Below are 26236 nucleotides of genomic sequence, written 5' to 3'. Positions count from 1 at the left end.
TGGTTGATCTCGGCCGGTGAGCATCCCGGTAGTCGAACCCAACCTGTAGGCGACTTACGCCCGTGTGACTACTACATGTGCGTCTCACATTGCAGTCGCTTCACTGGCTTGGGTCAAGTTGGGCGGTGTGTCCGGCGCGTCACCGGCATCCGTGCCAACTCGCCAGGGGCTGTTTGAGCTGGTGGCGAACCTAGTACGCCTGTTTCAATCTGCCGCATCCCTCGCATGGTGACCGGGGGTAGATCGGTGGCAAGCCGACCCGGACCGCAGCGCCGGCCACGGCGCGAGGACCGGAAGCGGCGCGGCAGCACCTCTTCTGGCGGCCCACTGTCCTACCGGGCGGGTTCAGCTTCAGCCGTTGGCGCGGTGCTGTGCGCCGCCGATGCTGCGGGCCGTGCCGACGCTGGCGACGGCACGGCGGTGGTGGCGGAGGGGAACGCGGTGGCCGCGACCGCGGCGGCGTCGGCCGGCCGCGAGTCGGGCACGGCGCCCTGGCCGCCGCGTGGCAGCGGAGTGAGTTTGCTCCACACGAGTTGGGCCATGCCGCCACGGAACGCCTCGTTGCCGTGGAGTTCGCTGAGACGCTGGGCGTCGGCAGGGTCGTCGAGCTGATCGATAGCCGCCGTCATCGCGGTGGTGAAGGCGGCGGCGAAGGCCGCTTCGTCACCGGCCTGGGCGGCGGCTTGGACGTGGTCGACGCGCACGGCCTGCCTGGTGCAGGCGTCGAGCAGGGCCCGGTCTGCCTGGGTGGTGGCCGCGACGATGGCGGACGGCGTCATCGGGCTCACCGGCTGAGGTTGGTCCGGCTCGACGTCACGCTGCGGCGGCGCGGTGGGGGCCGCCGGGGCCGGTGGTGGGGCGGCGCGGACGACCTGGTGCACGGCCTGCCCGGCGGCGCTGTAGAGGGCGTGGCGCCAGTCCGGCTCGTCGCACCGGAGCATGACGGCCACGGCCATCTCCGTGTTGCCGGGGTCGGCCAGCGCGTGGCTGAGCGCGGTGTCGAAGGTGGCGGCGAAGGTGGGCAGATCGGTGGTGCGGGCGGCCTGCTGGACGGCTCTGTCGCCGGCGACGTTCTGTACCCGGCGTTCGAGCCAGCTCTGTTCGTCGGGGGTCAGGCCCTCGCGCAGGTCGGCTGGCATCCAGTCGGTGACGGTGACCGGCACGGCGGGCGGTGCGCTCGGCGTGGGTGGTGGTGGTGGAGCGGCCATCAGGTCGATGACGGCGTTGATGGCGCGCAGCCGGCGGCGGGTGTCCAGCAGTTCGGCGCGGCGTGGGAAGGGCTGGTCGAGTTGCTCGACGGCCCGGTCGATCTCGTCTTGTTGCTGAGCGATGCGCGCCTGCACGGTGGCCCGGGTGCTGTCGAGGTCGGTGAGCTGGTTCTCCAGCCGGCGCACCAGGCCGGTGGGGTCACCCTCGATCGCGGCGGTGAGGCTGATGGTGGTGGAGGAGTCGGGGATTCCGTGGAATTTCAGCGCGACGAGCAGTCCGTCGCGGCCGGTCCAGAGCACCGCGTCGACGCGGAAGCCGCCGAGCTCGGCCACGCCGTCGGCTTCGCGCTGGTCGGTGGAGGCGAGGCCCTGGGAGTGGGCGGTCAGGGCGTGTTGCAGGGCCCGGCCCGCCTCGGCGCGTTTGGTGAACCGGTGTCCGGCGACGGTGGCGGTGAACTTGTCGCCGCGGGTGTCCTGGCGGCGGCTGATCGCGTCGTCGAGGACGTCGACGCGGCGGGTGTCCTTGGCGATCCACGCCTTGAGGTCGCCGATCTGTCGGCGCAGCGCCGCCTGGGTGTTGTGGTGGGCGCGGTCGGCGCGGTCAAGGCGGGTGAGGTCCTGGGCGACCTGCTCGCGGTCCATGAGCAGCGGGTTGCCGGTGGCGATGGCCTTGATCTGGTGCGCTTGCAGGGTCTCGTCGCTGACGTCCTCGATCTCGCGGGCGGAGGTGCCGCGCATGATCTGGTCGATGAAGGTGCCCTTGCGGGCCACGGTCTGCCAGGAGAAGGCGTCGAAGCTGCCGGCGACGACGTAGCGGTAGATGCTGACCTCGGCGTTCTGGTTGCCCTGGCGCAGGATGCGGCCCTCGCGCTGGGTAACGTCAGCCGGCCGCCACGGGCAGTCGAGGTGGTGCAGCGCGACCGCGCGGGCCTGGACGTTGGTGCCGACACCCATCTTGGCGGTGGAGCCGATGAGCACGGCGACGTCGCCGGAGCGGCAGGCGTTGAACAGGCTGGCCTTCTTGGCGTCGGTGTCGGCCTCGTGGATGTAGCGGATCTTCTCGCGGGGCATCCCCCGCTCGACCAGCAGGTCGGCGAGGGCGTCGTAGACGTTCCACTTCTCCGGGCTGGGTGTCGACTGGTCACAGAACACGATCTGCAGGGCGCCCGGGGTGGGGTGCGGCACCGGCGTGTCGGCGTCGGGGTTGAGCAGGTAGACGGTGTCGCGGGTGTCGCGCCAGATCGCCGCGATGCGGTCGGCGGCGGCGTCAATCTTGCCGGGGGTGTTCTGCTCGCCGCCGATCAGGCGCATGTCCAGGGAGGCGGCGCGGGCCTCCCCGGAGACCTTGAGCATGTTGTCCTGCTCCGGCTCGACGCGGCGGTTGCGGATGTCGTCGACGCGCTCGTCGAGGCTGGAGATGAACTCCTCCAGCTCGGGTGACGGGTCGAGCGTGACGATGTGCGGGGCGCGTTCGCCGTCGTCGCGTTGGGTCAGCAGCGGCGTGGGCAGCGCCAGATCCTCGGGCGTACGGACGTCGCCGTAGGTCCGCATCATCAGCGACAGCTCGGGCACGTTGGTGTACTTGGCCAGCCGGGCGCGCATCTGGAAGCCCTGCCCGGTCGGCGACACCTCGATGGCGGTGACGACCTTGGCGAAGGTGGCCGCCCAGGTGTCGAAGTCGCTGGTGCCGGTGGCCGCCAGCAGGTCCGGGCGGAGTTGGCGGGTCACCACGTACAGCTCCCGCACGCTGTTGGCGATCGGGGTGGCGGTGGCGCCACACACCACCCGAAGGCCCTGCTTGCGGCGCAGATAGCTCAGCTTCATGCGGAAGTCGACCGCCCGGTCGGAGCCCTCGTGGCCGGCGTCGGGGATGGCGCTGTTGATGGTGTCGTTCTTCAGCTCGTGCAACTCGTCGCGGTAGATGAAGTCGATGCCGGTCTGCTCGAACGTGACACCCGGATCGCGGGCCTTGCTCAGCTTCTCCTTGATCCGTTCCTCTTTGCGCGCGAGGGTGTTCTGGAGCCGCTTGACGGTGCTGTTCCGCTTGGGGCTCTCGCCGTTCTCGATGGCCTGCTCACCGGCGCGGACGATCTTCTCGCGTAGCTCCGCCAGTTCCTCGTCGAGGAAGGCGCGCTGCTCGTCCAGGGACAGCGACAGCCGCTCGAAGAAGCTCGCGGCCATGATGATGGCGTCCCAGTCGCCGGTCGCGGCCCGGGCGACGAAGCGGCGGCGCCGCTCGGTGCTCATGTCGTCGCGGCCGGCGGCCAGCAGCCGGGCCCGGGGGTAGATCTGCAGGAACTCGCGGGTGAACTGCTCCAGCATGTGGTTGGGCACCACGATCGCCGGCTTGTTGACCAGGCCGAGGCGGCGCTGTTCCATTGCGGAGATGGCCATCACGGCGGTCTTGCCGGCCCCAACGGCGTGGAACAGGCCGACGGCAGGCTCGGCGACGATGCGGGCCACCGCCTCCACCTGGTGCGGGCGGGGCACGAAGCCCACCGCGATGCCCGGCAGCGACCGGGTCACCCCGACGTAGGAGCGCGGCACGGTGGCGTTGAACATCTCGTTGTAGGTGGTGGCGACCTCGGCGGCCCGGTCCGGGTCCTCCCACACCCAGGCGCCGAAGCGTTCCTCCAGCTCAATCGCCTTGGCCTGCGCCGCAGCGGTGGCCTCCACGTCGAGGGCCCGCTTGCCCTCCTCCACCTCCACGAACACCCGGATCGGGGTCTTGGTCAACAGCCGCTGCGCCAGGTCCGGCGCGGCCATGCCCGGCGTGCCCCAGGTCGAGCGGGCCAGCACGCCGGCGCGCGAGCCGCGGACCCGCCAGTCCGAGCCGCCGACGTGCTCCACCCGCAGCCCCGGGTCACGCAGCGTCTCCCGGAGGAACTGCTCGACGACGGCGGCGGGCAGGAACGGCGCGCCGAACGCCGCGTCGATCTCGCCCGGCCCGAGGTCGCGGGGCACGACACGGTGCAGCGCCCGCACGTTGGCCTCGAAACGCGGGTCGTCCTCGGCGGCGGCCTGCGCGGCACGCAGCTTGACGCGCACGTTGCCCGACAGGTACTCCGGGGCTTCCACCAGCCGCCCCGTGTCGGGCTCGTCGTAGACCAGCTCGCCGAGCGCGGCGCGGGCCTCCGGCTCGCTGACACCCAGCAGCCGGGCCACCTCTGGCAGCCGCACCTCGCCGTGAGTGTCGACGCAGATCGCGAGGGCATCCTGCGGGGTGTCGGCGCCGAGCTGCGGGGCACGGGGCAGGATGACGCGCCGGGCGAAGATGTCGGCCTTGGTGGCGCGCTGGGTCGCTTCGTCGAAGTGCTCGAGGGCGAACACGGTGGCGGCGTGCGGGTCGGTCTGCCGGAACTTGCCCATCGGCGGGTTGATCCGGGCCATCTTCGGCTCGCCGGTCTCCGGGTCCGTGCGGCCGGTCGGACGCCGGGTGTACCGGTTGAGCGGACCGTAGACGGCCGCGTAGGCGTCGTATCGGTCGTTGAGCTGCGCGCGCAGCGCCGCTGGCGTGCCCTCGGCGGCCGGGCCTCCGTGCTCGTCACCGTCGTCGAGGGTGGCCGCCTCGGCGGACAGCAGGGCGGTCACGGTGTCACGCAGCCCGAGCAGCGCCCGCAGCTCGTCAGCCTGCGTGGCAGGCACCTGGTGGGGCACGACCTGACCATCAGCAACCGTGGTGAAGGTGCCGTCGTCCAGGGCCTCGATGTGGCCCTCGGCGCGATCGGTCGGCGCGAGCACGGCCAGCGGTTCGGCAGGCCGGTCGGCGTCGCCGCGGGGCGTCATGGTCAGGCCTTCGCGGCGGGCCTCGTCGACGACGTCGCGCAGTACCCGCGCCAGGTCCTCGGCCGGGTCGCCGCTCGCGCGCACGATCAGCTCGCCGTCGCGGTTCATGCCCCGCCCCAGGGCCATCTCCCCGAGCACTCGCTCCGGCCGGTCGAGGAAGTAGCCGTTGACGTGCTCGGGCTGTTCGGCGTCCGTGTCGAGGTCCAGGGGTCGGGTCTGCTCCCAGGTCATCGCAGCAGGCTCGCGGTCCGGCTCTCGACGCCGCAGGATCAGCAGGTCGGTGATGGCCTGCGTTCCGGCGGTGGCCCGGTGCGCGCCCGAGGGCAGACGCACCGCGGCAACCAGGTCGGCCAGCGCGGCCATCTCCCGCCGGGCCGCCGGATGCCGGGCGTCCATCGTGAAACGGGAGGTCAGCACCGCAACCAGCCCGCCAGGCCGGGTCAGGTGCAAGCTCTTGATGATGAAGTGGTTGTGCAGCGAGTGCCGGCCCGGGTTGTGTCGCCGGTCGACCAGGGGCAGCCGCGCGAACGGCACGTTGCCCACGGCCAGATCGAATGCGCCGGACGGCGCGCGGGTGTCGGCGAAGCTCTCGGTCCGGATCTCCGCGTGCGGGTACAACGCGGCGGCGATACCGGCGGTCACCGGATCCAGCTCCACGGCGACCATCCGCGCCTGCGGCGGGGCCAAGCCGATGAAGTTGCCGGACCCGCAGCCCGGTTCCAGCACCGCGCCGCCGTCGAAGCCCAACTCCCGCACCGCGTCCCAGATCGCCTGCACGTAGGCGACGTCGGTGTAGTGCGCGTTGAGGACGGTGCGTTCCGCTGCGGCGTACTCCGCCGGCGACAGCAGTTCCCGCAACTCGGCTCGCTGCTCGGCGAAGCGGGCGTAGTCGCGATGGTTGGTGCGGGCCTCGAACACCCCCGCCACCCCACCCCACCCCGACCAGCGGGCCAGCACAGCCTGCTCCTGGGCGGTCGCCGGCCGCCCGGCGGCCTGCACCTCCCGCAGGGTCCGCAGAGCGGCCAGGTTCGCCCGGAGCTTGGCCATCTCGCCAGCGGGCGCCAGGTCCTGCTGCCCGCGCGGCCGGAACGATTCCGTGTCATCAACCGCCGTGGCGACGGGCGCCTGGTCGACGGCGGCGGCCGGCCCGGTGTCGCCGGGCCCGGCCGCGCCGACGTCGTCAACCGGACCGGCTACCGGGCCGGTGTCACCGGGTCGTCGTTCTGGTCGTCCTCTTCCTCCGCGACCCGCTGCCACCACGGGTCGTTCGGGTCCTCCACCAGCGGCGTCCACGTCGGGCTGGCCGCCGGCGTCGTCGAGCCGGTCGGCGTCTCGTTCGCCGCCTGCTCGGCGTTCGGGTCGATCAGGATCAGCTCGGGGAGGATCTCCTCCTCCGCCATCTGCTTCGCCGCGTTCAGCCGGCCGAGCTTGCCGAGGTACCCCTCGCCCGGCTGATCCGGACCGGCCAGCTCCCGCGTCCGCTGCTCGATCTGCTCCGCTGCCTGCTCCCCCAAAGTCGAGAAGAAGCTGCTCGGGTCCTCGATGGTCGCGTACCGCTGGGGCAGGTACGTCCGCCAGTGCCGCTGGGCCTGCGCCCCGTAGTGGTTCATCCGTCTCCTCCGCGTCGGCCGGGCCGTCCTGGTCACCGTCGGCGGGCGGGTCGGCGGTCGCCCCCTCGCCCGCGTCGACCACCGGCGGCGCGTGCGCCGTGGCCGCGCCGTCCAGGACGGCCGGAGCGGGCGCCGGCACGTCGACCATGGCCGCCGGCTGCACGTCGTGGGCAGGCTCCGGGTCCAGGTGCCGGGCGATGTACGCCTCCAGGGCGGCGACGTCCACCCCGCTCGCGCCGACCTGGTAGCGCAGCAGCGACCGCGCCGAGCGGGCGACGCCGGCGCGGCCCGCGGGCGTCTGGTAGGTCCGGGCCGCCCACTCGACCCGGGCGGTGACCACGGCCTCCAGTAACGGCCGCGCACCGTCCTGCGGCCGGGGGCCGACCGCCCGCAGCGCTCCCGGCATCGTGGGGTGGGCCTGCACGGCGGGGGCAAGCAGGTGGTAGGCGCGCTCCGCCGCGCGCCGGCCGGCCTCGCTGGCACCGATGGCCACGGTCACGCCCGCAGCGACCTCGGTCTGCTCGGTGAGTACCGCGACCTGTCCAGGCGTCAGGGTCGGCCCGCACGGTGCGACCACCACCGGGGCGTCCTCGCCGGCCGTCGCGGACCGTGCGATCGCCTCCAGCGCCGACGTGGCCACCACCACCGGCCGGCCGGTCCGCTCCGGCTGCTCGGCGAGCCCGACCAGCGCATCGGCCGGCCGGTGGATTGCGGTGGCCGGGCCGTGCAGCACCGGCGGCACCGACGGGTCGGCTCCCGGCGGCGCGTATCCGACGAAGCTGACCACGGCGTGTGTCTGGGGATCGCGTACGCCGACCATGACCCGGTCCTGGAAGCGGTCGACGAGGTGCCCGCCCCGGCCGGTCGAGGCCAGCCCGGAGGCGAGGATCTCGGTGTCGGTGAAGCCGGCCCGGCGCAGCTCGTTGACCAGCGCCGTCGGGCGGCCCGGCGCGTACCCGAGCATCCACCGTCCGTCGACCGGTACGCCCTGCCCGGCCAGCCATCGGCGTGGTCCCGCGCCGTCCGGCCCGTCGAGCTGCGCCCGGTAGAAGCGGGCTGCGAGGTCCTGCGCGGCCAGTAGACGGTCCTGCTCGGCGGAGGTGACCCGGGACCGCGTCGGAGGTCGGGGTGTGACCTGGGCGTCCAGGGACGCTGCGCGCAGCGCCAAGGCCGCAGCCCGGTCGCGGGCCGCGTCGACGCGCTCGGCGACCTCAGCCGCGACCTGGTCGTCGCTGCGGTCAGGCGTCGTCATGGAGCTCGCTCGTCGTCGGGCTCACCCGCTGTCAGCACCCCTTGGGCGCGCAACCGCTCGAACAGCCGTTGGTGGTGCTCCAGCGTGGACGTGAGCTGGTCGATTTGGTCCTGCAAGCTCGCGATCGTGCTGTCCATAGTCCGCGGCGGTGCAGGCTGCGCAGCTTCGTCGGTCATCGTGCCCCCGTAGTGATCGACTCCCCGCCCACGGTAGTCAGCCCCGGCACGCCACGTCGAGATAGGTCCGGGACAGCGGTCGTGTCCTACCGCTTACCTACAGTCAGATGCCATGCAGGTTGTGAGCCCTTCACGCTTACGGGACGCCATCGCCGAGCATCTCCGGGACGGCATGACGCGGCGGCAGATCGAGAACTTCTTTGAGGACCTCGGTCTGGCTCCCTGGCCAGACGAATGGGTGTCGTTGACCAAGGCGGCGTTCGTCTGGTCCATCCTGGGGGACCACACACTGCCTGAACTGGCCGACGTCGCGCGTCGCGTTTTGGATGAGGTTGAGGCGCCGGGGCTGGCCGCGCTGGTGGACCGCCTAGGTCCGACCGGTGTCGCCGGCGACCTAAAGAATCTGATCTTCGCGGCAGACGGGCCCAAACCGAAGATCGTCTTCCGGGATGCCGTCAACAACGACATCGCCCTCGTGGAAAACGAGCAGTACTGCCTGGTCTATGACCGGCCACTGGGTCCGAGCGGGCTCACCTGGAAGGAACTCACTGATTGGTGGGCCGATCGGGAAGGCTTGACCGGCCGATCGCCGACAGAGGTCTCCCGGAGCCTCTACAGCCGGCTGGATCGGTCCTTGGGCAGCAACGACGCAGAGCGGCGGATCCTGCGCACTTACGCCGACCGGTACCTGCGATTGGGCCCCGACATCCCCGCGTTGATTCCGCAGGTCTATCTCCACTACGACCCGTACACGAAGCGTCAGGGCGGAACCACCCTTGCCCGACAGCGGATGGACTTCCTCCTGCTGCTGCCGAACCGGGCGCGCGTGGTGATCGAGTGCGACGGTGTCCAGCACTACGCCGACGATTTCGGCCGGGCCAGCCCTCAGCGGTACGCGGAGATGGTCGCCGAGGACCGCGGCCTGCGGCTGCGTGGCTACGAGGTCTACCGCTTCGGCGGCCAGGAGCTGCGGGAGGAAGCCCGGCCCAGCGACCTTCTGCGCACCTTCTTTGACGCGTTGGCCGCACGCCACGGCGGAGGAGCTTGAGCCCGGCGTGCGCTTTCTGTCCGTCCAGGGACGGGGTGGTCCGGTAAGCCCGGGTGACCTTGGGTTCTACGCGGCGGAGCTGATGCCGCGGAATTACGGCCAGGGGTAGCGACCCGGTCCAGGAGGCGCCAGCCGCCCGGCCCGTCGTGGTCGGGCTCTCCAATATCGACGCCTCCGGCGGGGCCTCTCTCGGAGATGCCCGGGGAACGACCGCCGGTGCCAGGTGGGTGAGTGGTCACCCTGGGGTGGGATCTCCTCGCGCCGGCCGCCCAGAGGGCTACCAGACCGGCTCCAAGACGACCAGGCCAAGCCGCTTCGCGGTCGGCTGCGCCGAGCCTGGCCGTCCCGGAGCCGGCCCGGTCGATCGGAGATCGGCCGACACGAGGAGATCCCACCCCACCCCCGGCACCGTGCGCGGGCAAGCCTGCAACCCGCGTCCTCAAGGGCCTACGTCGGCTCCTGAGCCGCGTCGTGCCGGTCGAGCACGTACTTGACGCTGCTCTTGGCCCACGTCCCCTTGCCCGACGGTGTCGGCACCTGCTCGGCGTTCAGCCTCTCGGCGATCGCGGCCAGCGACAGCCCTTCCCCACGCAGTTTCGCCGCCCGGACGGCCGAGGGCGGCACCGGCGCCGGCGGCCGACCCAACCGCACACCTCGGTCCCGGGCCGCCGCCATCCCCGCCGACACCTCAGGCCGGCGCATCTCAGACTCGCTGCTCATGCCCCCAGCGTACGGCAAAAAGGTACAGAAAAAGGCCCTCGGAGACAGCTTTTTCTGTACCTTTTCCTGTACGATAGAGGGGCAAGGAACGGCCCGGCGGGTGAGGCAACACCCGGCCGGGCCAGGAAGAACAGCCCTCTGCGAAAGGGAGTTCCATGTCCCAGGATACGACGATCTCGGCGCGGGAGATCAACCACCAGGACGAGTGCGTTGGATGCAGCGCCCACCTCTCCGACCCGTGCCACCCGCTGTGCCCGTTCGAGACCGGCGAGTTCGGTCCGGCGGTCATCCTGCGGGCCGCCAACCATCGGGTGCGCAACCACCCGGCCGGGGTCGGATACGACATCGCCGGCGCCATCTTCGCCGCCGCCATCGACCTGGTCGGCAACGACCAGGCGCAGGCCCTCGCCGACGAGTCCCGGCAAGCGCTGGCCGACTACCTGGTCGGCCAGTGGGGGCCGCAGGCCGAGGCGATCCACAACCAGGTGGTCTACCGGCACGGCCTCTTCGCCCAGCTCGCCGAGATCGCGGTCTCGCTTTACGGCGCGGCCGACCAGTACGACGGCAACGACCCCGACCCCAGCGACTGCTGACACCCGGCCGGGCCGGCCCACCGAGGGGCCGGCCCGGCTCCCCACCAACCCCAGTCAGCACATCGGAGGGATCGAGACCATGACCAGCACCACCCACACCAGGCCCGCCCAGCTCGCACCGGTTCGCGTCGGCCGAGGCCGCGCCGTGCACCTCGGCAACCTGAGCAGCATCAAGGGCCCGGCCGGCGAGCCCCGCTACATCTCCAGCTCGTGCGGCGCCGGCACCCGAGGCGACACCGTCGCAGCCGGCGCCGCCGTTACCGTGCCGATCGACTGCCGCACCTGCGTGAAGGCGAACCCGGTTCGTGTGGCCTGGATCAACGCCAGGGTGATCGCGGCGACCAGCGGACCGGTGACCCTGCCGCACACCGGCCTCACCGTGCCGCACACCCAGCTTCGAGTCGACGGCCTCACCCAGCCCGGTCCCGACCGCGCGGAGCAGCACGGGCTGTACCTCGGCGACCGCTTCCTCGGTTGGATCACCACTCACCCGCACCGCCCGCACCGAACTGCCACCTACCGGCCGGTGAACCCCCACTTCGGCGGTAGGGACCTCGACGAGTACGCCGCTGGGGCCCGGCTGTTCACCGGCGAGGCCGCCACCGTCGCCGACGTGCTGGCCGAGCTGGTCCGTGAGCACGTCACCGCGGCGGACATCGCCGAGCGGCTGGCCGCCTCCCGCACCCCGGTTCGGCTCATGCAGCACACCCTCGACGGCGACAGCCAGCCCGTCGGGGCCCCGTACCCGATCACCTACGCCAGCGCCACCGCGCCGATGACCACCGACACCGCCTGGCACCGCGCGGTAGCCCGCGCCCTGCACCGCGACTTTCCCGCCGGCCCCGGCCAGCACTGGCAGATCTGGACCCCCACCGGCTGGACCCGCCTGCCCGACGTCGTCGACGTCGACCAGGACCACGGCTGACACCTCCCGCACCCGGGCCGCCACGGGCCCGGGTGCGGACCCGCCGCCCGACCAGCACACGACAGGGGGACCACCATGAGCACCAGCCACCGGTTCGACGCCCGCACCATCCTCGCCACCGCCACCTCGGCCACCCACCGCCCGCTGCTGGCTTGGGCCGTCGGGGCCACCGCACGCGGCCACGCCATCCACCCGCTGACCTACTGGCGCACCCGAGACGCCCGACGGCTTGCCCCGGAGTACGAGGGGCAGACGCTGCCCGCCGGCCGGTTGCTCCGGCTCGACCGGACACGCATCGAGATCAACGACGGCAACCTCCACCGGCCGTTGCGGCTGACCTGGACCGACCTGGGCACCGTTCTCGACAGCGACCGGGTTACCGACGACCTGATCCGCCGCTGCGAGCAGGCCGTCATCGCCTGGCGCGACCACCCGGGTGGATTCCGGGGCATCGGCTGGACTGACGTCGTCGACTCCTGCTCCCGCGCCGGCGAGGCCGTGTGGGCAGCGTGCCGGCCAACCGACCCCGGCGAGCAGCTCGACCTGTTCTCCCTCGCTGGCATCGAAGACTGAGGCCGGTCGTGATCAGGGCCGCGACCCCGCGCCTGGCCCAACCACCGTCATTCAGGCGGCCGAATCCACCCAGGCCACATGCGGGCCGCCCGACGCTCAGTCGGATCCTGTGCCCTCCTGGACATCGATGACAGCGACGGTGACGTTGTCTGGGCCGCCGTGGTCGAGAGCCGCCGCGATCAGGCGATCAACCGTCTGTGTCGGCGTTGAGGCGTTTGCCAGTGCGGCGTGTAGCAGGTGCTCCGGCACGTACGAACTGAGCCCATCGGAGCACAGCAGAAACCGGTCGCCCGGGTTCAAGGCCAACAAGGTGATGTCTGGCGAGCGGCCGTCGGGTCTTCCGTCCAGGAAGCGTGCCAGCCTTTCGGGGAGGTTAGGCACATCTGCGGCGTCGGAGACCAGGCGGCCGTAGACGTGATCTTCCGTGACTTGCGTGGTGAGGCCACCCTGTGTGGCCAGCCTGTGAAGTCGGTAGGCCCGCGAATCGCCGATGTTGGCCAGCGCGGCAGTCTGGCCGTTGATCAGCATGGCGACCAGGGTGGTCCCCATACCTGCTAGCTCGGCATCGGACGTGATCCGTTCTCGGAGAGCGTTGTTGGCGGCATTGACGGCCTGCCCGAGTGTGGCTGCAAGAAGGCTCGGATCGACTTCCCGGTCGTACTGCCGCATGGCCTCGATCACCGTCGAGCTGGCTACGTCGCCGGCGACGTGCCCCCCGAGCCCATCAGCTACGGCGATCAGAGAGCGTCCCAAGTAGATCGAATCTTCGTTGCGCTGTCGGACGTAGCCGACGTGCGACCCACCTGCTCGCTCGATGCGGAGGGGCGGCGTCATGCAGCACCGCCGCCGTCGCCGTGGGGTGCATCTTTACCCTCGTCAGGCCAAGGATTCTGTGCTGAATCATCTCGATGCAGAACGTGGATCGTCTCGACACGGTCACTGGCAACGACGTACTCCGTCACCTCGACGGGCTGACCGTCTGCTCCGGATGTGCCGACGCGAACGATTTCCAAGACCGGGAGGCTGGTCGGGATCTCGAGTAGTGCTGCCTCGTCCTTGCTGGGCATCCGGGCCCTGTGGATCTCCATCCAACTCAGCGGCCAGTGGCCAGCTCGCTCGATCCGGTAAAGCCAGTCCCCCGGCCCTGGCGCCTGTGAGGCAACCCCTGGGATATCGGCCACCCGAGGATGGATCCAGGAGATGTTGATCTGGAAGGGGGGCTCCGACTCTGGCCCGGTGACCCGAAAACGCCGTAGCACCTCGGTCCCCTGCGGGATACCAAGCAGCTTGGCGATCCGGGAATCGGTCACCGGCTCGAAGGTTGCCACGGGCGGGATGTGGTGCTTCCAGACCTCCTGGCTGGAGGCCGAGGGGAACGAGTACCCAGGCGCGACGGTGTTTCGCTTCACCAGGTTCCCACGAGGGCGACGAGGGCGGATCGTCCCGTGACGGACGATGATCCCTCGGCCTTGGATCGCCCAGACGTAGCCTTCGGCCTCCAGTGCACCGATGGCTCTCCCAATGGTGTCCCGGTTTGCTGCGTACTCGGCGGCAAAGTCGTCGAGGCGCGGCAGCTTGGAACCGGGCTTCCACTCGTTGGCCAGGATCCGATCGCGGATCTTGGCCGCTATGTCCAGGTAGCGCGAGTGTACGGCCACCGCGTCTCCTCATCTTCAAGAATTGTCTTGGGACTATCGTTGACAGCCGAGGGGCTGACAGTCAACATTGTCCCAAGACAAGAACCAAGGGCCAAAGGATCGCACCCATAGGCCCAAAAAGAGACCGCGGCGGATCGCACCCGCCGCGGTCATGGTCGCAACGGATCGCACCCGCTGTGACCAATGCCCTGCGGGTTGACGCCCCAGGGCGACGGCATCTCTACCTGAGGAGGCTCAGATGCCTGCAACGAGAGTACGTGCTGCCCAAATTCGTGCCGGGCAGCCCCAGACATCATCGACGGCCGACGAGATGACCGCGCTGGTGGCGCGGGCACAGGCTGGTGACGCGGAAGCGTTCGGGCTGGTCTACGACCGGTACACCGACCAGGTGTTTCGGCTCATCTACCGGCGGGTCCTGGACCGGCAGGTTGCCGAGGACCTGACCTCGGAGACGTTCCTGCGGGCACTGTGCAACATCAACTCGTTCCGGCGGCCGGGCGGCGACTTCGGTGCCTGGGTGACCACGATCGCCCGGAATCTGGTGATCAACTGGCAGCGGTCGCACCAGCGGCGTGAGCGGCCGGTGGCGGAGTTGCGGGACGCGGCCCCGGCGGACCGGGCGCCGGGCCCGGAGGCCGCCGCAGTGGACACCCTGACCCGTGAGGCCCTGCTCGCCGGGATCGAGCAGCTCAACCCGGTACAGCGGCAGTGCATCACACTGCGGTACCTGCGGGAGCTGTCAATCGAGGAGACCGCGCAGGCGCTGGGCAAGACCCCGATGGCGATCAAGTCGGTGCAGTACAAGGCACTGAAGGCGCTGCGGGCACTGCTGCCGGTGACGGTGGTGATGCCGGCATGAGCATCACGACGATGACGCCGCCCAACGGTACCGCCGCGCTGGTGCGCGCGGCGAAGGGCACGCCGGCCCCGGCGCAGCGGATGCCGATGGGCATCCGGGTCACCGTGGGCCCTGGCGCGCCGGTCGCGCCGACCACGGGGGCCGAGCCGACGCCAGCCCAGGTCCGCCGCACTGTGGAGGAGCTGCTGCGAATTGCGGCCGGCAGCGAGGCCGCCCGAACCCGGAAGCTCGCCGAGAAGATCACCGGCCTGGTGCAGGAGCTGACCGGGCGGGTCGAGGCGGAGGAGGCGACGCGCCAGGAGCGCGAGGCCGCTGAGAAGCGACGCCGCGAGCTGTCCGAGGCTGCGGAGAAGCTGGCGAGCCAGCTCGCCGAGGTGCGCCAGGAGCTGCGGGCGGCCGGCCGCCGCGATTCTGCGGACTCGCCGCCGCGTAATCGCCGCGAGGGCGCCGCCCAGCGGGTGGCAATGCGCCAGTGGGCCGTGGCCAACGGCTACGAGGTCAAGGAGCGGGGTCGGATCTCGCGCGAGATCTGCGAGGCGTACGCGGCGGCTACTGGGTCGGAGGTGACCCAGTGAAGGCGCGGACGGTGCTGCTCCCGGCCGTTGCGGCGCTGTCGGTGGCTGGGCACGTGTGGGCCGCGCGGGCGGTTCGGTCGCAGCGGTGCCGCCTGGCGCAGGCCCGCCGGGAGGCGACCACGGATCCGCTGACTGGCCTGGCGAACCGGGCGGGCTTGGCCGCCGCGCTCGACGAGATGGACGGCGAGTCGTACGACCTGGTCCTGGCCGACCTGGACAAGTTCAAGCCGGTCAACGACACCTGGGGCCACGCCGCCGGGGATCGGCTGCTGGTGGAGATCGCCCGCCGGCTGCGGGAGCCGTTGGACGGCATCGACGGCGCGGTCGTCGCCCGGATCGGTGGCGACGAGTTCGTGCTGGCGTGCCCGTCGCCGGCACCGATGGCGCAGATTCTCGGCGCGGAGGTCATCCAGGCCTTGGCCGCGCCGATCGAGGTCGCCGACGGCGTCGCCGTTTCGGTGACGGCCAGCGTCGGTGCGGTCCACGCCACGGCCGGTGAGGACCGGAGCCGGGCCTTCGCCGCCGCGGACGCCGCCGCGTACGAAGTCAAGCTGCGTGGTGGTGACGGCCTGGTCGAGCACAACGTGCTCACTGAGCTGCCGGAGGTGGAGCAGCGTCCGCTGGTGCGGCTGCGCGAGCTGGCCGCTCTCACCCACGCGCTGGGGGTGGCGGCATGACGACCACCAACTCCCCGGTCGTGCGCGTGGCGGCGTGCCGGCCGCAGGCCGGCCCCCTGCTGCGTGAGGCGTTTCCGGTTCCGCCGGCGCTCCGGCTCGACGACGTCGGGGCGCTGTGCCCTCTCGATGACGTGGTGCTGACCCGGCAGGCCGACGGCTGGGCGTGTCCGTTCTGCGGGGCCGCGTGGGACCACCAGGGCCGTGACGGCTGGTGGCCGATTGCGCCGCGCGTGGAGCCGGTCGACCAGGACGACGCCCGGCCGGGCCGCTCCGGCCGGGCGGTGTGGGTCGCCGTCGCCGGCGTGACCGTGGCCGGCCCGGCCGCCTTCGTCGTGAGCGCCGGGCGCCGCTACGCCGAGCACGCCGAGGCGGCCCCGGACCTGCTGCTCTACTCCCCCGCCGCCGTCCTCGGGCTGGTCGCCGCCGTGGTGGCCGGCCGGCGAGTCGTGCGGTGGGTCAACGAGCGCCGCCACGGCCTCGCCGTGGACGTCGACGAGGCCGACCTCGACCCGCTGGGCCGGGAGCTGGTCGCGCAGGTCCGGTCCCGCCGTGGGGAGGTGTCGTGATGGCCGCGCTGCTGGTGGTGCGAGTGCACCTGGACTGGACGGGCCCCGGGCACTACGACGGCGTGCGGTCGCTGCCCTGCCGAGTCTGCGAAACCGGCACCAAGATGCGCGACAGCAAGGGCGCCGCCTGCCACCAGTCGTGCGCGGAGGACGAGATCGCCCGGGAGCTGCTCGGCGCCGGGCGGTCGCTGATCGCCGACGAGCGGGTGCCGGCATCGGGAGGCCCGCAGTGAACAAGAGGTTCGCCGACGCGTCGTGGGGTCCGTGGATTGCGATGGCCGCAGCGGTGATCCTCACGGCCAAGGGCGAGTTCGACCTGGCGGTGGCCGCGCACTTCTCGCAGTGGATCGCCTGGATGTTCCCGGTGATGCTCGACGTGTACGTGATCACCGCGTTCCACCGTCGCCGGTGGAAGGACATGGTCGTCGGCATGCTGCTGATGATCTTCTGCCAGGTCGCGGTGCACCTTCTCCCGGTCTACATCACCGAGGGCGAGGAGGTGCCGTGGGGTCTGGTGGTGGCGGTCGCCTGCATCGCGCCGATCGTGGTTGTCCGGGTCAAGATCCTCACTGGCCGTACCGGAAAGGAGATCGCGGCTCAGGAGGAGGCGGCCCAGCGGGCGGAAGAGGTCCGGGTGGCGCGGGCGGAAACGGCCGCCGCGCGGGCAGCGCAGGCGGAAGCCGAGGCAGTGGCGCGGGCGGAAACGGCGCGGGCCGAGGCGGAAGCCGCTGCCCGGGTCAAGGCGGAAACCCGGGTGGCCGAAGCGGAAACACGGGCGCGGTCGGAAGCGGAAACGCGAGCGGAAATCGAGGCCGACGCGGAGGCGGAAATCGCCGGGCATGCCCGGGCCGCTACGGAGGCTCGTGAGGCCGCCCGTGTCGCCGAGCAGCGGGCGAACGCCGCTGTCGAGGCGGCCCGGCTGGCCGAGGGGCGGTTGGCCGAGGCCCGCGACGCCGCAGACCGGGCGGCGGCGGCCCGGGTGCTGGCGGAGCACACCGCGAGCGAGCAGGTCCGGGTGCTCACCGAGGCCGCTGAGCAGGCCGAACGCGACTACCAGCAGGCCCTCGCGGAGGCCCGCTACACCGCGCAGGCAGCCCAGGACCGGGCCGCCGAGTTGGACGAGACGGTGCGGGCGCTGCGGGCGCAGCTCGACGAGGCGCAGCGCTTCGCCGAGCGGCAGGCCACCGCCAGGGCTTACGCCGAGCAGGAGAGCCAGGCGATCAAGGATGCCCGCGACGGTCTGGTCAACGAGCTGGAGCGCACCCGCCGGGCCCTCGCCAGGGCACAGGAGAAGGCGGAAATCAGCGGTGGCAGGCAGCCGGAAATCGTGCGGCCCGCCACCCGGAAATCTCTGGCCCCGGTGCCGGCGCAGTTGCCGCCTGGCCTGCCGGAGGTGGAAACGGTGAAGCCGGAAAAGGTGGCCGCCATCCTCATCGCCCGGGCGGAAAACCCGGACGCGAGGCAGGCCGACCTGGCGGAGATCACCGGGATTTCCGACCGCACCATCCGCAAGGTCCTCAACGCCGTGCCGGCGGAAATCGTCGGCCGGGTCCGCGAACTCACCGACGGTCGCGTCGCCTGAGCCGGCCGGCCAGCGACGCCGACAGCCGCAACCCCGTGAGCAGGTGAGCCCACGGTGCTCGATCCGCCGCCGACGTCGGGTCGAGTGCCGTGGCCCCACCCCTCGGCAGGGAGGAACAACCCCCATGCGACCCGTCTTGACCCCGCCCCACCGACACCTGATGGAGGTGATCCCGTGAGCGCCCAACCCGCCGAGGACAACTACCGACCGTCACCATCGCCGCGAATTCCATTCCGGCGTGAGGCGGATGTCGTTTCCCTCGTTCCGCACAGGTCAGACGCCCTTCCGCCCTCTCCCCTACCGGAATCCAACCAGTACGAACCCGTACAGACTGCACCGGCCTCTTCTGGCCCCAACTCCGGCACCAGAGTTACTCTGCGTGACATTCCGGGGGATTGGGAGAGCGTCACGGCGGTGTGGACGGGCTCCCCCGAGCCGCTGTCCGCGCTGGTCGAGCAGACCGGCCGGGCCCGCGACGGTCAGGACGCCCACGCCATCGCGATGGCCTGCTGGGCCGTTCTCGTGCTCATCCCCCGCGGCCTGCTGCACCTGGCCTCGTGGGTCCTCGCGCATCCCCTCCGATCGCTGGCCGCCGCCGCGGTGGCCGCGGTCTACCTCGCAACCCGAACCCTCTGAGAGGAGGCACCCGTCATGACCAGCGCACTGATCGTGCTCGGCGGACTCGTCTACATCGCTTTGTCGATCGTCTTCCACTTCACCCCCCGCTTGCGGGTCGTGGTCGCCCTGGTGGTGGGCGCGCTGCTCGCCGGCGTCGTCGTCAGGCAGGTCAACAAGTGGCTCGCCAAGGGCATCGACACGATCGCCCAACCGGTCGGCAAGTGGATCGGTCAGGACGCCGAGGACGTGGCCCTGGCCATTCCCACCGCGCTGGGTCTCGCGCTGGCGATCGTCGTGGTCGTGTTCCTGCGCGGCAAGGGCGGCGGCGCCAAGGCCGGCGGCAAGGGGGCGGCCGGCAAGAGTGGCGGTGGCGGCAAGGCCAAGCTGGCCCACGCCGCGCTGGCCTGCGCCCTGCTGCTGCCGATGATCATCGGCGGTCTCGGCGAGACCATCCGGAGCGTGGTCCAGTGATCATCTTCGACGTCCTGGTCTACCTCGCGGTGGCGAAGATCGCCGTGCTGCTGCTGGAAGACGCCGCCTACGCGGTGCGGGGCAAGCAGTCCCCGCGCCGCCAGGCCCGCGCCCGACAGCAGGCCGCCGCGCAGAAGGCCGACGGCGCGGCCGGGGTGAGCGCCCCGGCCGGCGCTGGCCGGACCGGCAGTACGGTCGCCGCCGCAGACGGCTACCTGGCCGGACTTATCGAGGACGCCACCGACCGGGCCCGGGCCCGCCGCCGACGTGCTGCCGCCCGCAAGCGGGGCGCCCAGGCCGTCGACGGGGTCGTGGTCGACGTCGACGAGCAGGGCCGCTGGTACGCCGACTGCGACCTGTGCGGGTGGTCCAGCCGCCCGTACCGGATCGAGGCCAACGCCCAGGGTGCCGGCCGCGAGCACACCCGCACCGAGCACCCCGACCAGTACACCGGACAGCCCGAGCCCACCCAGACCACCACTGGTGATCCCGCCGAATCCCCCGCCCCCAGCGGCAGCGCCGGTGAGGAGGAAACGCGTCGGCCGGCACTTCGGGTGATTCCCGGCGGCGCCCAGGACGCGACGGAGTCCGCCCGCTCGGCTGAGCCGGTCAACGACCCGGTGGCGCAGGCAAAGGGCCCGGTGTCATCGGTGGTCCACACCGACGACCACACCTACTGCCAGAAGCCGGACTGCGCGAAGTGCCGGCCGCCGCGGTTCGGGTGGCGGTGCCGGGTGTGCGGCCAGCGCGACGAGACCTTCACCTCGATGCAGGCGGCCGAGGCGGCGGGCGCGCAGCACACCTGCCCCCCGCGGCCCGCCCGTCCGTCGCAGCCCGCCCGCCCGTCGCCGGTCGGCCCGCCCAGTCAGGCCGACGTGGAGCGGATGCGCAACGACCTGTACGGCAGGTGCGCCCACCGCGAGGTTCGCGAGGGCCTGCCGGATCAGTGGTGCGACAACCCGGGCGGCGGCCCGGAGGGCCCGTTCTGCGACGTCCACAAGACCTCCGGCACCGACGCCGGGGACGACCAGCACCACCCGGCCGCCCGCCCGGCGGTCGGTCTGTCCAGCACCACCGAGCAACTGAGGGAGATGACCGTGAACCTGGAAGCCACTGGTCCGGAGGAGATCCGCGCCGCGTTCACCCAGGCCGCTGAGGCCGCCGGGGAGCGGGCCGAGGAGGTCGGTGGGGTCGCCGGCGTCCTGACCGAGGCCGCCGACCGCTACGAGGGGTTGGAGATGGCCGCCTCGACCGTCGGGCACCTGCGCGACGCCGCCGAGCAGTTCGCCTCGGCCCACGCGGCGCTGAACAGCGCCCAGGAGGAGCTGCAGGCCGCCTTGGCCGACTTCAACGCCAAGGACGGCCAGGTCGCCGAGGCCGTCGCCGACGCCGGCGGCAACGTCGCGTCGAAGGAAGTTCTGGTCGGCTGACCGAGCTCTACCCCGGCCCCGGGGCGGACGCACCGCCCCGGGGCCCATCCCAAGACCTTCCGCCCCCACCAGCCTGGATCGAAGGAGCACCCACGATGTCGACCCGGACCGCTTCCACCCGGACCGCCTCCGAGGTACGCGCGGACCGCCTGGCCGCGCTGGGCCGCGCCCTGAGCGCCCTGCTCGCCATCGTCGCCTACGGCGTCGGCTGGCTGGTGCGCCGTAGCTGGCGGCGTCTGTTTCCCTGCTACTGGGTGCTCGCAGAGCTGGCCGTGGCCTGGATGGCTGGGCCGCTGGGCCTGTCGTGGCAGACGGTGGCGATCCTCGCCCTGGCGATCGCCGCCACGGCCGCCGGGTGGCGTGCCCGCAGCCGCACCGTGCGCGCCTGGCGGGCCACGATCGCCGTGGTCCTCGGCGTCTTCGCTGTCGCCACGGTCGCCGCCGGTGGTTCGGCCGCGATGGCCGCCCACCCCACGCTGACGATGTTCGGGCCGACCCTTGCCGGCGCGGTGTTGGGCTGGCCGTGGTGGTACCACCTGCGTCAGCGACCCTCGCAGCCCGAGCCGCAGCAGGCCCCGGTCGTGGTCGACGCGCCGCCCACCGTGGATCCGCTGACCGCGCACTGGCAGCAGCGCTGGCAGCAGGAGGTCGTCGGACAGGGCGTCTGCGCCGGCACCACCCTGACCCGGGCCGCCAACCCCCGCCCCGGCGTCACCGAGGCTCTGGTGCGCCTGGCTCCCGGCACCAAGCCGGCCCCGCTGTTCAAGAGCGGCCCGGACGTCGAGGTCGCCCTGGACCTCGATGAAGGCACCGTCGGGTGGCGCTCCACCGGCAAGACGGCCCGGCTGCAGGTCATCATCGTCGAGCGTTCCTACATCCTCGACGGCGTGCCGTGGACCGGCCCGACCTACCACGACGGCCGCTGCGAGATCGCCCGGTTCACCGACGGCTCCGCTGGCCCGTGGGTGTTCTCCCGACGCAACTTCGGGGTGCTCGGTGGAGTGGTCGTCGGCTCCTCCGGCTCCGGCAAGACCCGCGCCCTGGGGGTGCTGTGCGCCAACCTGCTCGACGGCGGCTTCCAGGTCGTGATCGGCGACACGCAGAACGGGCAGAGCCTGCCCGCCTGGAAGGACACGGTGGAGTACCACGCCGGTGTCGACGCGGTGAACCTGCTGCTGCGCCGCTTCCACGCCGAGGTGATGCGCCGCTCCGAGCTGCTCGCCGCCGCCGGCGTCGACACCTACGACGAGAACGATCCCCGGGTGAAGGCCCTCGGCCTGGGCAAGCTGATGGTCATCGTCGACGAGTGCCAGTTGGTGCTGATTCCGAACACCCTGCTGGTGCCCCTGGTCGAGCAGGCCGCCGAGACGATGCGCAAGACCGGCGCCGGTCTCGTGCTGGCCACCCAGCTTCCGCAGATGAAGTCCCTCGGTGGTTCGGTGCGACTGCGTGACGCCCTGGTCGCCGGCAACGCGCTGATCCTGCGGCTGTCCAACCGCGGCTCCGGCACCACGATCCTGCCCGACGACTTCGTCGGCGACCCGTTCGCCATCGAGCGGGAGATCGACGGCAAGACCACCGCCGGCATGGGCTACCTGCGCCACAGCAACCGCGTCGGCATGCTCTGCCGCGTCCCGCACCTCGACGAGGTCGCCGTCGCCGCCGCCAGCCCCCGCGTGCCGGTGCGCTGGAACGTCCCGCCGATCGACCCGAACACCCCGATCAAGGCCCCCAAGACCAGCAGCACCACCACCAATGCCCCGACGACCGGTGGCAGCGCCGTGGACCGACTGCGCGCCGCGTTCGGTGGCCGCACCAAGACGACCACCACCGTCGTCGAGGTCACGCAGCCGCAGACCACCGCCGAGTGGGTGCTGGCGTGCCTGCGCCGGGGCCCCGCCTCCGCCCAGGCGCTGCTCGACCGCCCCGACTGCCCGGTCAACCAGGCCCAGCTCTACGCCGTCCTGGGCCGACTCAAGGACGCCGGCCGCATCACCCCGCCCGCCCAGCGCGGCGGCCCCTGGACCCTCTCGGCCTGACCGCCACCGTGACGGCCGGCCCCCACGAGTCCGGCCCTCGCGGCAGCCGCCAAGCCCCGCCCTCTGCCGCGCACCCAAACCCCGCTCGGACAAGGAGACCCCTATGGCCAGCACCGCCCGCCGCTCTCGCCGCACCAAGGAGGCCGAGGTCGACCACGGCGCCGCGTTCGTCCGCTGGTGCGCCCTGGCCGCCCGGAGCGCCTGGCACGGCAGCGCCCGCCACACCGGCCGCCTCGCCCGCCGCCTGCCCAGCCCGCACCGCACCCCCGAGGTCGACCTGCCCGGCCACGACCACGCCGGCCTCGCCCTGCTGCTCACCGGCGTCGTCACCGCGGCCGCCGTGTGGACCAACCCTGCCGGCCTGCCCGGCCGGATCCTGGACGTGCCGGCCGGCATCACCGACGCCCTACTGGGTGAGCTCGCCCCGCTCGCGCCGCTGCCGCTGCTCTGGCTCGCCGTGCAGGCGATGCGCCATCCCGCCGGCACCCACACCGTGCGCACCCTCGCCCAGGCCGCCGGCATCCTCGGGATCGCCGCCGGCTTCGGAGGACTGCTCGATCTCGCCGTGTCCGGCGCGGGCGGGCTGCTCGGCCGCCTGGCCGGTGCTCTCGACCTCGTGCTCAGCGCATGGGGCGCCGTGCCGATCATGATCGGACTCGTCGCCGCCGGACTGACCGCCCTTACCGGCGTCACCCCGGTCGCTGTGGCGATCAGCATCGCCGCCTTGCGCCGCCGTACCCCCGCGTCGCCGGCGACGGACCTCATCGACCTGGCCGACGCCGAGGACGAGGACGACGTCGACCAGGACGTCCCCACCGCCGTACCGACGGCCACCACCGCCACGCTGGCGGCTGCCACGACCCCCGCCCCGGGCGATTCCGAGGAATCCGCGTCTCGTCCGCCGCGACCGCGCCGGGCGGCCGACCCGGCCACCACGACCGTCGCGGCGGTGTCGCCGGCGACGACGGCCGGCGGCTACCAGCTGCCACCGGTGAGCCTGCTCGTCGCTGGCGAGTCCACCCGCCGCCGCGTTGGGCCCGGCGACGCCGGGTGGATGGCGCTGCAGGGCGTCCTCGACGAGTTCAAGGTCGCCGCGAAGGTTTCGGGCGCGCGCCGCGGACCGACCGTCACCCGCTACGAGATCACCCTCGGCCCTGGCGTGAAGGTCCAGAAGGTCACCGGCCTAGCCAAGAACTTTGGCCTGCGCGTCGGCACCGAGAACGTGCGGATGCTCGACACGATCCCGGGCAAGAGCGCCGTCGGGGTGGAGCTGCCCAACCCGGACCGGGAGATCGTGACCCTCGGCGACGTCATCCGCGTCGCCGCCCGCGACCAGCACCGGCTCCTTGTCGGTCTGGGCCAGGACATCGACGGCGGCGCGGTCACCGCCAACCTCGCGGCCATGCCCCACATCCTCATCGGCGGCGCTACGGGCGCCGGCAAGTCGGGCTGCCTCAACACCCTGCTCGCCTCCCTGCTCACGCGGGCCACTCCCGAGGAGGTGCGGCTGCTGCTGATCGACCCCAAGCGTGTCGAACTGACCGCCTACGAGGGCCTTCCGCACCTGGTCACCCCGATCATCACCAACGCCCGTAAGGCCGCCGACGCCCTGGAGTGGGTCGTGCGGGAGATGGACATGCGCTACGACGACATGGCCGCCCACGGCGTGCGGCACGTCGACGAGTACAACCGCAAGGTCCGCGCCGGTCAGATCACCGCCCCGGCCGGCAGCGAGCGCACGCTGGAGCCGTACCCGTACCTGGTGGTCGTCGTCGACGAGCTGGCCGACCTGATGATGGTCGCCCCCCGCGACGTCGAGGACTCAATCGTGCGGATCACCCAGCTCGCCCGCGCCGCCGGCATCCACCTCGTGCTGGCCACCCAACGCCCCTCCGTGGACGTGGTCACCGGCCTGATCAAGGCCAACGTGCCGTCGCGGCTCGCGTTCGCCACCTCCTCGCTGACCGACTCCCGGGTCATCCTCGACCAGCCCGGCGCCGAGAAACTTCTCGGCAAGGGCGACGGCCTGTTCCTGCCGATGGGCGCCTCCACCCCGATCCGGATCCAGGGCGCATGGGTGTCCGACGCCGAAGTCACCGCCGTCGTCGCGCACTGGCGCAGCCAGGCCGCCGCCGATAGCCAGCCCACCGCCCCGACCGTCATGGCGCCGACCACCGGAGCGCCGGCGGCAGTGGACACGACGGTGCTCGACGCGCTCAGCGACGACGACAAGGCCCTGCTCGGCGAGGCCGCCGAGCTGATCGTCACCAGCCAGTTCGGGTCGACCTCGATGCTGCAACGCAAGCTGCGCATCGGCTTCGCCAAGGCCGGCAGGTTGATGGACGCCCTGGCCGACCTGCACATCGTCGGCCCCTCCGAAGGGTCCAAGGCCCGCGAGGTGCTCATCCGCCCCGACGACCTGCCCGACCTGCTCACCGCCCTCGGCAGCCAGCCGACCGCAGACCCCGACGACAGCGCCAGCGCCACGGTGCTGCCGTTCCGCAGCGGCACCCGCCGCTAACCGAACAGGAGATCCCCCATGACGACCACCACGACCCCCGCCACCGCGCCGATCACCATTCCCGTACGGATCAAGACGCTGGACACCGACGCCGCCGACCAGCCCCGCGTCAGCGAGACGATCGTCGCCGGCTGGCCCGTAGCGCCGGGCCTGGCCGTGCACGTCACCGTCGACGACGACGGACAGCGCCTCGACGGCCGCTACAGCCTCGTGCACCTGCCCAGCGGCCTGGCCCTGGCGCAACGGCTGTGCGCCCGCCACGTCGACGAGGCCGCCGCCACGGCGATCACCACCGGCATCGACTGGAACGACGACGACGCGCAGATCCTCGCCGACGCCCGCACCGCCCCGCTGCGCCCAGGCAACACCACCTGGCACTGGTGCGGCCACGACGACTCCTGCCGCCCCGAGGCGTACCCGCGCCCCGACTCCACCCTCTACGACCCCACCAGCCGATAACGCCGCGCGGGCGGCCCCACCGCCTCCTACAGCACAGGGCCGCCCGCCACTCCCCCAGCCCGCAACGAACCGAAGGAGCACCGCCATCGTGCCTGATCCCGCAGACCCGACTTACCTCGGCGTCGCCTACGCCAGCACCCACGACCCGCGCGGCCCGCACGGCCCGCGCCGCCACTTCCAGATCCCCACTGCGGGCGCCCACGCGGTGCTCGTGGAGATCTCCACCAGCCTCGCCAACAGCACCTCCCGCTGCACCGGCTGCGGCACCACCGACAGCGACTTCTCCGAGCTGGAGATCCTCGCCCGCGCCGGCGCGCACGCCTCCGCCTGCGGCCGGGGCACCACCACCGCCGCCCTGGACGCCGAGATCGCCGCCGTCCGCGCCGAGCTGTACCGCGTCGACCCCAAGGCCAGCGGCTACCTGCAGATGGCCGGGGTGCTGCTCGGCGCCGGCCTCGCGGTGCTCGGCGGCGCCGGAGCCGGCGGCCACCTCCCCACCACCGCGGCGGTGGCCGGCGCGGCCACCGCCGCCGTCGTGCTGACCGCCGTGGTGCTGCTGCTGACGGCCTCCCGGCCCCGCCTCGCCGGCGGCTACGGGTTCATGGCCTACGCCGACGCCACCGACGCCCAGAGCGTCCTGGCCCGGCTCGCCGGCGGCGACACCGACCAGGTGGCGCAGATGACCCCGCTGACCCGCGCCCGCGAGCTGTGGTGGCTCTCCCGCGCCGTACGCGCCAAGTACGCCGCCATCGCCCGCGCGGTGCCGCTGCTGCTGGCCGGATACGCCGGCGCGGCCATCACCGCCGCCCTCGCGATCTGGGGCCGGTGAGCGCCATGACCGTGACCACCACGATCATCGTCCAGGACCGCGTCGACGCCTACGAGCTGTT

General features: G+C 72.2%; 22 protein-coding genes. 17 read left to right on the top strand and 5 right to left on the bottom strand.

Translation table 11 applies throughout. The features are described 5' to 3' along the window. Positions 1-332: 332 nt before the first annotated feature. On the bottom strand, positions 333-7856 hold the full coding sequence (locus GA0070606_RS00125) for a helicase-related protein (RefSeq protein ID WP_176737160.1): 7524 nt from the start codon (positions 7854-7856) through the stop codon (positions 333-335). Continuing rightward, positions 7853-8032 carry a hypothetical protein gene (locus GA0070606_RS00110; RefSeq protein ID WP_091094464.1) on the bottom strand — a complete coding sequence of 60 codons (180 nt, stop codon included), beginning with the start codon at positions 8030-8032 and terminating at the stop codon, positions 7853-7855. Before GA0070606_RS00110 ends, GA0070606_RS00125 begins: the two co-directional genes overlap by 4 nt. Before the next feature lie 112 nt (positions 8033-8144). Here GA0070606_RS00110 and GA0070606_RS00105 point away from each other — a divergent pair, with 112 nt between their 5' ends. After that, complete coding sequence (locus GA0070606_RS00105; RefSeq protein ID WP_091094463.1) at positions 8145-9080, top strand: hypothetical protein; 936 nt, start codon at positions 8145-8147, stop codon at positions 9078-9080. Positions 9081-9527: 447 nt separating this feature from the next. On the opposite strand, the gene GA0070606_RS00100 is transcribed toward GA0070606_RS00105, so the two are convergent. Beyond that, positions 9528-9800 (bottom strand): recombinase family protein, encoded by a 273-nt coding sequence (locus tag GA0070606_RS00100; protein WP_091094462.1) that lies wholly within the window; start codon positions 9798-9800, stop codon positions 9528-9530. 155 nt (positions 9801-9955) lie between these two features. Between GA0070606_RS00100 and GA0070606_RS00095 the strand changes: the two genes are divergently transcribed. The 3 genes from GA0070606_RS00095 (at position 9956) to GA0070606_RS00085 (ending at position 11891) form a co-directional block, all read left to right on the top strand. Beyond that, positions 9956-10393, top strand: coding sequence for a hypothetical protein (locus GA0070606_RS00095; RefSeq protein ID WP_091094461.1), 438 nt, complete (start codon positions 9956-9958; stop codon positions 10391-10393). 79 nt (positions 10394-10472) lie between these two features. Further along, the gene (locus GA0070606_RS33025; protein WP_245724495.1) at positions 10473-11318 is read left to right on the top strand and encodes a hypothetical protein; all 846 of its coding nucleotides are present in this window, start codon (positions 10473-10475) and stop codon (positions 11316-11318) included. A 75-nt stretch (positions 11319-11393) separates the two neighbouring features. Beyond that, positions 11394-11891: a hypothetical protein gene (locus GA0070606_RS00085; protein WP_091094460.1), complete on the top strand. Its 498-nt coding sequence runs from the start codon at positions 11394-11396 to the stop codon at positions 11889-11891. Between the two features lie 96 nt (positions 11892-11987). Here GA0070606_RS00085 and GA0070606_RS00080 read toward each other — a convergent pair whose 3' ends face one another. Beyond that, on the bottom strand, positions 11988-12725 hold the full coding sequence (locus tag GA0070606_RS00080) for a PP2C family protein-serine/threonine phosphatase (RefSeq protein ID WP_091094459.1): 738 nt from the start codon (positions 12723-12725) through the stop codon (positions 11988-11990). Continuing rightward, positions 12722-13549, bottom strand: coding sequence for a GntR family transcriptional regulator (locus tag GA0070606_RS00075; protein ID WP_091094458.1), 828 nt, complete (start codon positions 13547-13549; stop codon positions 12722-12724). The genes GA0070606_RS00080 and GA0070606_RS00075 overlap by 4 nt, the downstream gene beginning before the upstream one ends. Before the next feature lie 310 nt (positions 13550-13859). Between GA0070606_RS00075 and GA0070606_RS00070 the strand changes: the two genes are divergently transcribed. The 13 genes from GA0070606_RS00070 (at position 13860) to GA0070606_RS00005 (ending at position 26175) form a co-directional block, all read left to right on the top strand. Continuing rightward, positions 13860-14408 (top strand): sigma-70 family RNA polymerase sigma factor, encoded by a 549-nt coding sequence (locus GA0070606_RS00070; RefSeq protein WP_091094457.1) that lies wholly within the window; start codon positions 13860-13862, stop codon positions 14406-14408. After that, positions 14405-14983 (top strand): Lsr2 family DNA-binding protein, encoded by a 579-nt coding sequence (locus tag GA0070606_RS00065; RefSeq protein ID WP_091094456.1) that lies wholly within the window; start codon positions 14405-14407, stop codon positions 14981-14983. The genes GA0070606_RS00070 and GA0070606_RS00065 overlap by 4 nt, the downstream gene beginning before the upstream one ends. After that, entirely contained in the window at positions 14980-15660 is a 681-nt protein-coding gene (locus tag GA0070606_RS00060; RefSeq protein WP_091094455.1) for a GGDEF domain-containing protein, read from the top strand. The genes GA0070606_RS00065 and GA0070606_RS00060 overlap by 4 nt, the downstream gene beginning before the upstream one ends. Then, positions 15657-16226, top strand: a complete 570-nt coding sequence (locus GA0070606_RS00055; protein ID WP_091094454.1) for a hypothetical protein — start codon at positions 15657-15659, stop codon at positions 16224-16226. Before GA0070606_RS00060 ends, GA0070606_RS00055 begins: the two co-directional genes overlap by 4 nt. Then, positions 16226-16459, top strand: coding sequence for a hypothetical protein (locus GA0070606_RS00050; protein WP_091094453.1), 234 nt, complete (start codon positions 16226-16228; stop codon positions 16457-16459). Before GA0070606_RS00055 ends, GA0070606_RS00050 begins: the two co-directional genes overlap by 1 nt. Before the next feature lie 41 nt (positions 16460-16500). Then, the gene (locus tag GA0070606_RS31755) at positions 16501-17808 is read left to right on the top strand and encodes a hypothetical protein (protein ID WP_141721475.1); all 1308 of its coding nucleotides are present in this window, start codon (positions 16501-16503) and stop codon (positions 17806-17808) included. A gap of 414 nt (positions 17809-18222) precedes the next feature. After that, a complete protein-coding gene (locus GA0070606_RS00035) occupies positions 18223-18444 on the top strand; it encodes a hypothetical protein (RefSeq protein ID WP_091094451.1) in 222 nt (73 codons plus the stop codon). Between the two features lie 15 nt (positions 18445-18459). Beyond that, positions 18460-18897, top strand: coding sequence for a hypothetical protein (locus tag GA0070606_RS00030; protein ID WP_091094450.1), 438 nt, complete (start codon positions 18460-18462; stop codon positions 18895-18897). Continuing rightward, complete coding sequence (locus GA0070606_RS00025) at positions 18894-20327, top strand: hypothetical protein (protein WP_091094449.1); 1434 nt, start codon at positions 18894-18896, stop codon at positions 20325-20327. The genes GA0070606_RS00030 and GA0070606_RS00025 overlap by 4 nt, the downstream gene beginning before the upstream one ends. A gap of 95 nt (positions 20328-20422) precedes the next feature. Beyond that, on the top strand, positions 20423-22366 hold the full coding sequence (locus tag GA0070606_RS00020) for an ATP-binding protein (protein ID WP_091094448.1): 1944 nt from the start codon (positions 20423-20425) through the stop codon (positions 22364-22366). 103 nt (positions 22367-22469) lie between these two features. After that, positions 22470-24887: a DNA translocase FtsK gene (locus GA0070606_RS00015; protein ID WP_091094447.1), complete on the top strand. Its 2418-nt coding sequence runs from the start codon at positions 22470-22472 to the stop codon at positions 24885-24887. Positions 24888-24905: 18 nt separating this feature from the next. Continuing rightward, a complete protein-coding gene (locus GA0070606_RS00010) occupies positions 24906-25346 on the top strand; it encodes a hypothetical protein (protein WP_091094446.1) in 441 nt (146 codons plus the stop codon). Positions 25347-25434: 88 nt separating this feature from the next. Beyond that, on the top strand, positions 25435-26175 hold the full coding sequence (locus GA0070606_RS00005; protein WP_141721463.1) for a Pycsar system effector family protein: 741 nt from the start codon (positions 25435-25437) through the stop codon (positions 26173-26175). The last annotated feature ends 61 nt before the right edge of the window (positions 26176-26236 follow it).

The organism is Micromonospora citrea, from assembly GCF_900090315.1.
Taxonomy (GTDB): Bacteria; Actinomycetota; Actinomycetes; order Mycobacteriales; family Micromonosporaceae; genus Micromonospora; species Micromonospora citrea.
The sequence above is the reverse complement of the archived record's forward strand: the minus strand, read 5'-3'. Positions and strand labels throughout refer to the sequence as shown.

Coding starts and splice junctions, on each gene's coding strand:
- GA0070606_RS00015 (WP_091094447.1), top strand. CDS start 22,470: ATGGCCAGCACCGCCCGCCGCTCTCGCCGCACCAAGGAGGCCGAGGTC.
- GA0070606_RS00065 (WP_091094456.1), top strand. CDS start 14,405: ATGAGCATCACGACGATGACGCCGCCCAACGGTACCGCCGCGCTGGTG.
- GA0070606_RS00020 (WP_091094448.1), top strand. CDS start 20,423: ATGTCGACCCGGACCGCTTCCACCCGGACCGCCTCCGAGGTACGCGCG.
- GA0070606_RS00070 (WP_091094457.1), top strand. CDS start 13,860: ATGACCGCGCTGGTGGCGCGGGCACAGGCTGGTGACGCGGAAGCGTTC.
- GA0070606_RS00030 (WP_091094450.1), top strand. CDS start 18,460: ATGACCAGCGCACTGATCGTGCTCGGCGGACTCGTCTACATCGCTTTG.
- GA0070606_RS00110 (WP_091094464.1), bottom strand. CDS start 8,032: ATGACCGACGAAGCTGCGCAGCCTGCACCGCCGCGGACTATGGACAGC.
- GA0070606_RS00125 (WP_176737160.1), bottom strand. CDS start 7,856: ATGACGACGCCTGACCGCAGCGACGACCAGGTCGCGGCTGAGGTCGCC.
- GA0070606_RS33025 (WP_245724495.1), top strand. CDS start 10,473: ATGACCAGCACCACCCACACCAGGCCCGCCCAGCTCGCACCGGTTCGC.
- GA0070606_RS00080 (WP_091094459.1), bottom strand. CDS start 12,725: ATGACGCCGCCCCTCCGCATCGAGCGAGCAGGTGGGTCGCACGTCGGC.
- GA0070606_RS00095 (WP_091094461.1), top strand. CDS start 9,956: ATGTCCCAGGATACGACGATCTCGGCGCGGGAGATCAACCACCAGGAC.
- GA0070606_RS00085 (WP_091094460.1), top strand. CDS start 11,394: ATGAGCACCAGCCACCGGTTCGACGCCCGCACCATCCTCGCCACCGCC.
- GA0070606_RS00105 (WP_091094463.1), top strand. CDS start 8,145: ATGCAGGTTGTGAGCCCTTCACGCTTACGGGACGCCATCGCCGAGCAT.
- GA0070606_RS00050 (WP_091094453.1), top strand. CDS start 16,226: ATGGCCGCGCTGCTGGTGGTGCGAGTGCACCTGGACTGGACGGGCCCC.
- GA0070606_RS00010 (WP_091094446.1), top strand. CDS start 24,906: ATGACGACCACCACGACCCCCGCCACCGCGCCGATCACCATTCCCGTA.
- GA0070606_RS00100 (WP_091094462.1), bottom strand. CDS start 9,800: ATGAGCAGCGAGTCTGAGATGCGCCGGCCTGAGGTGTCGGCGGGGATG.
- GA0070606_RS31755 (WP_141721475.1), top strand. CDS start 16,501: ATGGCCGCAGCGGTGATCCTCACGGCCAAGGGCGAGTTCGACCTGGCG.
- GA0070606_RS00055 (WP_091094454.1), top strand. CDS start 15,657: ATGACGACCACCAACTCCCCGGTCGTGCGCGTGGCGGCGTGCCGGCCG.